We start from the raw sequence: 12,034 nt of genomic DNA, 5'->3' as shown, positions 1-12,034 counted from the left end.
CAAATTTAACTCCAGAGAGTTAAGCTTACTCATGTTCATCTACCTATCCTACCACATCTCATGGCTTTTGAAACATTATTTTTAAAGTTTAACCTCCATATTGATCAAGCTCCGTTAATTTTTGATTAAGTAATCTTGCGAGTTCGTCTTCACTGAGGCTGTCGTAGGGATTATGATTGTCAGGAATTGGATTTATTTTAATCTCAAAATCGAGATGATTGGCTAGAATTTCTTCCCTTAAATAGGTACTTAAGCTGAGAAGATTAGGATAATCGAAAATGATCGAGGATGGCAATTTACACCCTAAATCTCTTTCTAAGCGATTTTTAAATTCTATGACCATTAGAGAGTTTAAACCTAAGTCTAAGAATGATGTTTGTTGAGGAATAACCTTATTCTCATTTAACCCTGTCACTTCTCTTAATATTTTCTCCAGTCCTTCTACTAAAGCGGTTATTCGTTCGTCTATAGAGACAGATTTTAATTGTTCTAATAGTTTTGCTGGACTTGTTTGTTTTTGATTGTTTAGGGTTAATACCTCGCTAAAGAAGGGTTGACTAATGTTGAAAGTTTGATTAAAAATCGACCAATTAATATCGAGAACTATCCCTGGGGTAATATCATCTAAAATTATCTGGTTGAGATATTGAAACGCTTGCTCAGAAGGCATCATCTGCAAACCCCAATTAGCGAAACGTTGTTGATCAATTTGGTTGCTCGTCTCCCAAGCTCCCCAATTAATACTAATACCAGGTAATCCTAAACTTTGCCGTTGCTGCATTAGAGCATCCATGAAAGCATTAGCCGCCGCATAATTACTTTGACCCGGTGAACCAAGGATGACAGCCGCAGAAGAAAAGCTTACGAAAAAGTCTAAAGATAGAGAGCGAGTATAACGATCTAATAATAAAGTTCCTGCTACTTTTGGACTCATTACCTTTTGATATTTTTGCCAACTTTGATTACTGATAAGCCCATCTTCTAAGACCGCTGCTGCATGAATTATTCCTCGTAAGACGGGCAAGTCTGCTCCAAAACGAGAGAATAAATTTTTCATATCTGTGGGGGAAGTAATATCAGCTTCAATCAAGGTTACTTTTGTTCCTTTCTCTACTAATGGGGCTATCAATTCTGTTGAAGATTTAACATGGCGACTACACAAAACTAGGTGACTTGCTCCCATTTCTGATAACCATTGAGCCACTAATCCGCCGAGTTTTCCTCCCCCTCCCGTGATTAAATAAGCCCCTGACTGATTAATAAACTGTCGTTTTTCTGAGGTAGGAAGAGATGCAGAAACTAACCTGGCTGCGTAGCGGTTTCCTTGACGTAAAGCCAAACGGAATTCATGGGGGAAACACTTTAATTCATTGAATAAAAGTGCAGCTTCATTAGCTTCTTTATGGATTGGTAAATCTAAACAAACACAACCCATTTTAGGATACTCTTGATTAATGACTGCTCCTAATCCCCATAAATGGGACTGTTGAGGAGATAAAGCCGTATCATTGCTAATCTTATTAGCCCCGCGAGTAATCAGCCATAAATGGGGTAATTTCTCCCAGTTATTAGTGAGGGTTTGCACTAAATTTAAGACGGCATGAGAACTCTGATATACTGTATCTAGAACTTCTTCAGCTTCTGAAGATTCCCAACAAAAAACAACACCAGTCGGAAATTCTCCAGATGGATAAGCTTCTTGATAGAGACGCTGAAAATCAGATTTTTGAGCGGCATTGATGACAAAAGAATCTTGAGAATAACATTGATAATTCTGCCCCATTTCTACAGTAATTACTTTTTCTCCCGCCTTTTTGTATAAATTAATTAGGGAATTTAAGTCTGTTTCTGGACGAACCAAGACTAACCAAGAATTTTGAGGATCAACGGCAACAGTTGGCATTGAAGAAAGTTTTTTCCATTCCACTTTATAAAAGCAATTATTTGACTTTTCTTGCCATAAACTCTGTAAAATAGCTGGATTTATGCGCCGTGCTGTTAAGTCAGTAAAGCGAGCGCAAAGCTGTCTTTGTTCATCATAAATATTAACATTTACTCTCATTTCACCATTAGTATCTGAGATGACCTGAACTTCCGTCCAAACTTGCGAAGTTGGATTTAGGAATATTTCCAAGGAAGAGAATCCATAAGGTAGATGCAATTCTTGACCATGAATTTCGGGGAAAGCTGCCCCAATACTCTGTAAGCAAGCATCCAAAAGAACTGGATGAAAATAATAACGCCGATCCGCTAAACTAGGGTTAATACTAATTTTAGCTTGAGAGCCTTTTTTGAAAGAATATAACTCTTGAATCGCTTTAAACTGCTCCCCATACCTGATACCCATCTGCTGATAAAGCTGATAGAATTCACGAATAGAAATCGATTCTTTAGGGTTTTCCCTTTCTAATTTAGTTTGGGTTAATTCTGAGACAGCCAAGCTTTGTATATCCTTAGGTTTGACTTCACCTGTAACATGAAGAACCCATTGTTCTTGTGCAGAATCACTGCTAAATATCTCAAAAGTATAAATCAGTTGAGATGATTTTTTAGGTCTAAAAATTATTTGGATTATTGAGGGAGTTGGAGATAAGAGTAATCCCTGATGGATAGAGACATTTTCAAGGGTGACAAAATGCCCATTGAATATTTTCTGACTTGCGGCTAAAATAGCTTCAATAAAACCAGTAGCTGGAAATACAATGTTCTCAAATACCTTGTGTTCTTCTAAATAACTAGGGTTAAGAGAACTCACCTCACCTTCAAAGATCATGTCTCCCGTTGCTAACTTTTTAAAATCTCTAATGAAAGGATGTAACTGAGTCTTGATTGACCCTAGAGAAAATTCCGAATTAGATAGCCAATACCGTTCTCTTTGAAAAGGATAAGTCGGTAAACTAATTCGCTTACCTTGTTTAAATACTTTAGTCCACTCTACAGAATAACCATTAACAAAAAGTGTCGCTAAACTTCTATACATTTGTGCCTGTTCATCCTGCCCGGGTACAATACTAGGCAACCATAATAGATCCTGGTTGGCAGCAATAAGGCGAGCCATACTCAGTAATACAGGCTTAGAACCGACTTCTAGAAAACAACGATAACCCTGATCAATTAAAGACTGAAATCCTTGACTAAACTGTACAGTATTACGCAGATGATCTACCCAATAATCAGGAGTTGTAATTTCTGAACCTACAGCTTTCCCTGTCAGATTACTAATAATTGTTAAGCTAGGTTCATGAAAAGAAATTGTTTTTAAGACCTGGGAAAAATCATCAAGAATGGGCTGCATTAAAGGCGAATGAAAAGCATGAGATACCGCTAAACGTTTAGTTTTATGCCCTTGATCAATAAAGTCTTTTTCGAGTTGCTCAACAATCTCTTTAAATCCAGAAATGACGGTAATTGAGCCATTGGCTGAAGCAATATTAACTTGATTTTCATACGAAGTTAGAGCGTTTGCTACCGTCTCATAATCAGCATAAATAGCGGACATACTGCCATTGTGGGGCAATTTTCCCATTAATTTACCCCGTTGAGTCACTAATTTTAAGGCATCTTCTAAAGAAAAGACTCCTGCCCAACAAGCCGCCACATATTCCCCAATACTATGTCCTAAAAGGGCTGAAGGTTGTATTCCCCAAGATTGCCATAATTTGGCGAGTGCATATTCAAGGGAAAAAATCACCGGCTGAGTGATTTGGGTTTCCTCTAATAACTCACTATTTTGCTCTTCAAAGATTAAATCTAAGAGAGATTTTTCTAAAAGGGGTTCTAGAATTTGATCACAAAGATCTAATGTTTCCTTGAAAACAACTTCTCGGTTATAAAGGGTTTCTCCCATGCCGGAATATTGAGAGCCTTGTCCAGAAAAGAGGAAAGCTATCTTTGGCGGAGTCTCTGATAAAATCGGTCGGATTAATGAGTCAGAATTTTCACCATCTTGGTAATCAATTAATGCTCGTTGTGCCGTGGTTATTGAGTCTGCTAAAATACAGATTCGTTGCGGAAAAATCCCCCGCCCTGTACTGGCGGTAAAACAAACATCAGCTAAATTGATAGACTCAGTCAAAATATCTTGATAATTTCTCGCTAACTCTTGCAGCGATTTTTCAGAACGAGCCGAAAGGGGTAATAGATAAAAATTATTCTCCGAAGGTTGAGGTAAATCAGCGTCAATTTCCCCAACAATGATATGAGCATTCGTTCCACTAAATCCAAAGGAACTTACTCCAGCAATCCTTGGACGTTCGCTGATATCCCAAGGTTTTCCTTGTACAGGAACTTCAAAAATATGAGAACTCCAATCAAAGCGGGGATTAGGATTTTTAAAGTGAAGATGAGGAGGTATTTTATGGTGTTGTAACGCTAGAACGGTTTTAATTAATCCGGCAATTCCAGCAGCACCTTCTAAATGGCCTAAATTTGTTTTTACTGAACCAATAATTAAAGGCCGATTAGGGGAGCGTTGACCAAAAACGGCTGACATACTTTCTAATTCAATCGGATCACCAAGGGCTGTTCCAGTGCCGTGAGCTTCAATATAATCGATTTGTTCAGGCTTGAGATTAGCACGTTTAAGGGCTTGATGTAATAATTTTTCTTGAGCTTGACCATTAGGAACAGTTAGCCCACTACTTGGACCATCATGATTGACGGCTGTGCCATAAATTTTCGCCAAAATTTGGTCTCCATTCTTCACTGCTTGGCTCAATCTTTTCAGAACAACTATTCCACAGCCTTCTCCTCGCACCATGCCATTTGCGCTCTCATCAAAGGTTTTGCAATGTCCATCAGGGGCAAGCATATGGGCGCGACTTTCGATTAAAGAAATAATGGGAGTTAAAATAATATTAACCCCTCCGGCTAAAGCCAGATCGCACTCACCATTAAGTAAGGCATTATAAGCTAAATGAATCGCTACTAATGAGGAGGAACAAGCGGTATCAATAGTCATTGATGGACCCTGTAAACCAAGGACATAAGAAAGACGACCCGCCGCCATACTAACAGAAGTCCCTGAACCAGTATAAGCATTAATGGCTTGAGGAGAATAACTTAATTGGGCATAATCTTGAGTCATGCAACCGATAAAAACTCCCGTCTGACTGTTGCGTAATTTTTGGGGATTTTGTCCAGCAGATTCTAAAGCTTGCCAAGTAGTTTCCAAGAGTAAACGCTGCTGAGGATCCATGGCGACAGATTCTCTAGGAATAATGCCAAAAAATTCTCCATCAAATTCCTCAATTTGTTCTAGAAATGCACCGTAAGGAGCGTATATTTTGCCAGGGACATCGGGATTAGGATCATACCATGTTTCCTGATCCCAGCGATCTTGAGGAATTTCTGTTATAGCATCTTTTCCCTGTTCTAAAAGTTCCCAGAAAGATTGTAAATTCTTAGCACCGACGGGGAATCGACAAGCCATGCCGACAATAACAATAGGATCATCATCGAGTTGTGATTTTTCTGGCTGTTTTTGAGAAATTTCTGCTTTTATTTGAGGGGTAAATACCGGTTGACAATTATCTAGAACTTCTCGCTGTAAATAATTAGCTAAGACTTCAACATTCGGAAAACGAAAAGTAATTGTCGAAGGGAGAGAACAATTAAAGTCAGTTTGTAACAGATTTCGTAACTCTGTAGAAGTGAGAGAGTCCATCCCCAAATCAAAAAAGCCTTGTTGAGGGGAAAAAGTTTCATCATTTGAGCGTCCTAAGACAGTAGAAACACGCATGATGATATGATTAGTTAGCCAATTAGGACGCTCTTTTAAGGTTAAATTTTGCCATTGTTTTAAAAACTCAGATGAGGGGGCAGCTTGGGGTTTTCCTTGAGGCAGAAAGTTTTTATAAAAGCTTTGATGAATATAAGGAAATTGTTGCCAGTCAATCTTAATTACACCAGCGCGGATAATCTGATTTAGAAGAATTTTTTCCAGAGCATTAAGGGCTAAATCGGGTTTCATAGCCCCATATCCTTTAGCGGCTAATCTCTCCAAAACATTGCGATCTACTGCTGCACCTATTTCACTCCAAGGACCCCAATTTATGACCGTTCCGGGTAAATGATGCGCCTGACGATAATAGATAAAAGCGTCTTCAAAGGCATTAGCTGCCGCAGCATTAGCTTGTCCTGCCGAGCCAATTAAAGATACAGCAGAAGTATAACAGACAAAGAATTCCAATGGGTCATTTAGGGTGAGTTGATGAAGCAACCAAGTTCCTTTAACTTTGGGAGCTAAAACATAATTAAAGCGCTCTGGTGTTAGTCTTAATAAGGTGGTATCGTCTAAGGTTCCAGCAATGTGAAAAACGCCTCGTACAGGATATTTAGAACGGCATTCTTCTAAGACAGTGTGCAGTTTTTCAGCATCGGTAATATCAAGTTTTTTGAGGGTAATTTCTGCCCCACTAGAGGAGAGATTGGCTAATATTTCAGGGCTAACTCCTTCTGCCCCTCGACGACTACACAAAACTAAATTCCGCGCCCCTTTTTCAATCATCCATCGGGTTGTTGCTAATCCTAACCCCCCTGTGCCTCCTGTGATTAAATAATAGCCATCAGGACTAAAATTGATATTTCCATCTTCAAGTTTTCTCTGCACTAAACGGGGATAAAAACGCTGTTCCCCCCGCAAAGCAACCCGGTTTTCTTGGGGATTACTGTAGATTTCTTGCAGCAGTTTGTCGGCTGAGTTTACTTCATCTGGATCTAGGTCAATCGCCTTAAAATTAAGTTCAGGATGTTCTAAGACTAGGCTGAAGGCTATTCCTAATAAGGATGCTTGAGAGGGAGAGGTCAGGGTTTTAATGGCTTTTGCTGGTACTGCTCCTTGAGTCACTAAAATCAGAGCCGGCGGATTTTCTTGCTGCAATAAGGCTTGTAAGAAAAAGAGAAATCTTTGACAATGAATCTCGACTTGTTGATCCATTTCTCCAGGGATTTTTTCTAAGCCCCAGAAGTACAGTATTTGACGAGTTTCTGAAGTTATCGAGTTTCTCAATATTGATAGGTAATCTTCAGCCATCTCTGGGTTAATATCTTGGGAAAAGACGCAAGAACAACTTATTCCTCTCTGTTGGAATAGAGGGATTAAACCGTTAGCAATTCCTTGACTATCTGCCCAGATTATTTGATGATAGTAAGATTTTGCCAGAAGAGAAGGTAATTGCTCACTGCTTCGACTAATGATGACACTTTGTTTTAATAAATTTCGGGTTTTTGCTTGGCTTGGTTCGATAATATTAATGTCTTCAAATTGATTCTCAATCAGTAAATTTTGCCAATCTTTTGTGCTGATTAACGGATAACCATTCCGCCGCAGATCTTGACTACATAACCACCATCCTTCTGTCAAGCCAAAGGTTAAATCTACCCAACGTCTTGCCCCTGTACTTTCTAAGAGGATTAGTAGTCCCTTAGGAGCGATGAGAGAGCGCACATTTTCCAGGGTTTTTTGAAGGTTGGCTGTGGCATGAAGAACATTAGCGGCGATGATTATGTCAAAACTGCCGGGGAGAAAATCTTGAGTAAAGGGATTTTTTTCAATGTCTAAAGTTTGATATTTAATAAAGGGATAGTTTCTAAAATTTTCCTTGGCTCTTGTTAAGAAACTAGAGGAAATATCGGTGAATACATATTCGATATGTTCTGTGGGTAAGTGAGGTAAAATGCCAGCAGTAACGGCTCCTGTTCCTCCTCCAATTTCGAGAATTCTTAGGGGATAATGGGGGAGGAAATTCTCAATAGCACGGCGGATTGTGGTGGCGACTAACTGATTCATCAATTTAGCTCCGGCAGCTTCCGAATAAATTGATGCGATCGCTTCTAAATCCCCTTGAGGAAAGAGTAATTCTAATGGCTCAACTTGACGACTCATGACTGCTGCCAAAGCAGAGCCACAACGCTCCATGAGACTAATTTCTGCTGGATAATCGGCAAATTCTTGGCGGAGAATTTTAATTTGCGATGGCGATGAAGGTGCTTCTAATTCTTTGACGAATAACCAGCCATCTTTTGTCTGATTAACGATTTTTTCTTCAGCTAAAATGCTTAAACATCGAGATAATAAAGGTCGGTAAAAATCGACAATTTGACCCTGATTTGCTATCTGTGCTTCGGAATAAGTTTGACCTAATTTTGGCTGTCCATTAAGTTTTGTTAAGGCTTCCCAGATATAGACAACGCTTAACTTTTCCAAAGCTTCCATTAAGCGCTCATATTGCGCCAATTTTTCCCCTAGTTGTTGTTCTAACTGTGCGGGGTGAATTTGATTTTTAATCACCTGGGGAGCTACTAAAGTGTCTCTGCCATTCCCTAATAATTCCTCGCAAGGTATCCATTCTTCTAGATAGATTTGAGGGGGGATTTCTTGGGGGATAATCTCTTGAGATTGAACGGCTTTTAGTTCTAAGTTGGTGAGGGATGCTAAGGGTTGACCTTGGGGGGAATAGATATCAATATCAGCGATGATAATGTTAGGGTTAGGGGAGGAGTTTTTCAGTCGAACCGCGCTGATTACCTGCTCATCAGGAGGGTGAAAAAATGCCAATTGCCCAAGGCGAACAGGAACATAAGTTACTGAGGATTCTTCTTTAAATAAAATGGCAGCAATCCCTTGAAAACAAGCGTCTAACATAGCGGGATGAAAATGATATTTTTCCCGCTCTAACCTATCGGTTAATTTGATTTGAGCAAAAGCTGTATTTTCCCCCCGCTTCAGTTGATGAATGAGCCGAAAGTTACTCCCGTAATTTATCCCTGATTTTTGATAAGTTTCATAAAAGGAGTTGATATCGACTTCTTCGGAACAATTTTTGGCGATTTCTTCTAGATGACAATGGGTTAAATTAGTTGATTTCAATTCCTCAATTTTTCCAGTAACTAATATTTCCCAATTTGGCTCAAGTTCATGGTAAATTTTAAAGCTTTTTTGCTCAATGATTAACTGTAATGTGTCTTCCGTATCTTTTAAAATTAATGCCTTCTTAAATTCAACATTTTCTAAAATAACTCTTTGATTCTCCCCGGCAGCTAAAGCCATTTCTATCAAGGCAGATGCTGGCAATATGGCCTGATCAAAAACCTGATGTTCTCCTAAAAATGCAGGTTTATGTTGACTAATGCTCCCTCGATATTGAAGGAGAGCTAAGGGAGAAGGAAAACGATCGCCTAGTAAGGGATGTCCAGAGTAATAATTAGGGTTTTTATAGCTAGAAGACTCTGATTTATTGCCAGAATTTATCCAGTAGCGTTTGCGGATAAAAGGCGAATTAGGTAAACTAATTTTTTGCCCGGGATGTGAGCGATGAAAGGCTTCCCAGTTAATATTAAATCCTCTTACATAGAGTTGACCTAGCACCCTTTGCTCATGCTGATCACTGTGACAATCTTCCCCTAAACTAGATAACCATAGAATTGAATTTACCCCTAACTTTTGACGACCTATATTAATGAGATTGGCACTGATTCCCATTTCTAGGAAGATTTGATATCCCATTTGATGCAAAGTAGAAATTCCCTGGGCGATTTCGTCGGATTTTTGCCTAATCCTTTCCCCTCTATTCACGGAATTTTTGAGAGATTTTTTCACCACTTCACCCTGATAAATTAGGGTAATATCGGGAGAGTTAGAATCGACTTCTGGGGTGCTTTTGAGCAAGGATAAAAGGTCTTCTGAGTTGGGGTTTTGTGGGCTAATTTGAGCGCGTTTCGCCACCAGCTTGACGGTATCTTCAAGGGAAAAAACGCCCGCTTGTTGAGCGGCGAGATATTCCCCTAATCCAGAACCTAAAATCGCAGAAGGAGAAATTCCCCACGATTTCCAGAGTTCACAAAGAGCATATTGATAGGCAAATAATACCGGTTGTACAGACAAAGAAATCTGAGGCTCTAAGGCTTTTTTAGATGACAATAATTCCTGAAGAGAAAATTCTAAATATTTTTTAAACAGATGCTCGCACTGCCTAAAAGCCTCATGAAATACTGGCTCATTATTAAGCAGGTTTTCAATGATTTCTGGACTAATTTCTTCCTCGTAATTGCAGAGAAAAGCAACTTTAGGATGGCTTTGCGCTTCTCCATAAATGATGTCGAAGCTATTATTTTGAATATTTTGAAATTGCTTTTCATCCCCATCGCTCTTAAGAAAAGCCTGAATGCCTTGGCGCAGATTCTCTTGATTAGAAACTAAAAGAGCGAGACGATGTTTATGGGGAAAACGACCGGTATTTAAAGATAGGGCAATGTCCTTGACGTTGAGAGATGTTTTCTGCTCAAGATAATCCACAAATTGAGTCGTAAAAAGACGTAAACGTTCGGGTTCTTTAGCCGAAAAAGTAACGAGAATGGGGGATATTTTGGGTTTTTGGGGTTGCGGTTGAGGCGGTTCGCTTAAAATAACATGAGCGTTGGTTCCCGATGCTCCAAAAGAACTGACTCCAGCCGCTTTGAGCTTGCCATTGTTAACATTCCAAGGACAATTTTGCGTGACGATACTAATCGGTAAGGCATCCCAATTAATATGAGGATTGGGTTTTTTGAGATTTAGATGAGCCGGAATTTCACGGTAGTGTAGCGATAATGCGGTTTTAATTAATCCTGAAATTCCCGCCGCCGCCGCCAGATGACCTAAATTAGTTTTGAGAGAACCGACTAATAAAGGGTTAGATTTGCGACGATTGACGCATAATGCCTCGGCTATGGCTTTAATTTCGATGGGATCTCCCAAAGATGTTCCTGTACCGTGAGCTTCAACATAATCGATAGCCTCGGCATCTAAACGAGCGTCAGCCAGAGCTTCTCTGATTAATTCTCTCTGCACAGGCCCATTAGGAACGGTAAAGCCGCCACTGGCTCCATCGTTGTTGACTGCGGTCCCTCGAATCACGGACCAAATGTGATCACCATCTTGAAGAGCGTCACTGAGTCTTTTTAAGACGATGACTCCGCATCCTTCGCCGATTCCAAACCCATCGGCACTTTCGTCAAAGGTTTTGCATTGGCCATCTGGGGCCAACATCTGATTGCGGCACAAGGCGATGACCACTTCTGGAGTTAAAACTAAGTTCACTCCTCCGACTAAAGCTTGTCTGCATTCTTGGGAACGTAAGGAACGGCAAGCGAGATGAACAGCGACTAAGGAAGAAGAACAAGCGGTATCTACTGCCAAACTCGGACCATTAAGATTTAAAAGGTAAGAAATACGCCCAGCTGCCGCATTAGTATGATTACCCGAAATATGATAGGCTCCGATGGCATTATAGTCCTCATTTGAGGTAAGAATACGGGCATAGTCATTGTTGGTAATCCCGATAAAAACCCCTGTTTTTCCCCTTCTAGCCGTCGTTGTTGCCATTCCTGCATTTTCCAAAGCTTCATAGGCTACCTCTAAAAGCAACCTTTGCTGAGGATCCATAGCGACGGCTTCCTTGGGAGCAATTCCGAAAAAATGGGCATCAAACTGGGAGACATCATCAAGAAACCCCCCCTGAGAAACATAGATTTTACCCACTTTATTCCGATCTGAATCATAAAAATCCTGCTGGTTCCAGCGCTCCTTAGGTATTTCTCTGAGGTTATTTTTACCCGCTTTGAGGAAAGACCAGAAGGATTCAGGTGTCGCAATATTATGACCGAAACGACAACCTAAACCGACGATAGCTAAGGGTTCGCTTTGTTGAGACTCGAAAGCTTTTAATTTTTCTTTAGCTTCACTAAGAGCTTTAAAAACTCTAGTTTGGATTGATTGGTCGTTTTCGGATAAGTTCTTTTTATCTTGAAAGTCCATAGTGTTAGAATCGACTTGGAAAAGAATAATTATTGCGACTGACGGGGTGACAAGCAGATGGAAAGTGAAACAGGGTGTAGAGTGTCGGGTGTAGGGAAAAAGCTTTAGACTTTCGCCGAAAGATAACGAGGGAATTTGGTTTTTGTCTAGTAAGTCGATTAATTTGATGGATCACAGTGAGGAAATTTTTCCCCCACCTCACTTAAACTTCAACCTCGTTGTCACCCCTTCAGCTATTAC

1 protein-coding gene is annotated in these 12,034 nt (G+C 39.9%); it reads right to left on the bottom strand.

The features are described 5' to 3' along the window. Nucleotides 1–88 precede the first annotated feature (88 nt). Nucleotides 89–11,794, bottom strand: a complete 11,706-nt coding sequence (locus tag O9290_RS12010; protein ID WP_288059380.1) for a type I polyketide synthase — start codon at nt 11,792–11,794, stop codon at nt 89–91. Nucleotides 11,795–12,034 lie beyond the last annotated feature (240 nt).

This window comes from Microcystis sp. LE19-41.2A (assembly GCF_027530405.1).
Lineage (GTDB): Bacteria > Cyanobacteriota > Cyanobacteriia > Cyanobacteriales > Microcystaceae > Microcystis > Microcystis aeruginosa.
Note: the sequence above shows the minus strand (reverse complement) of the source record. Positions and strands in the feature narration are given on the sequence as shown.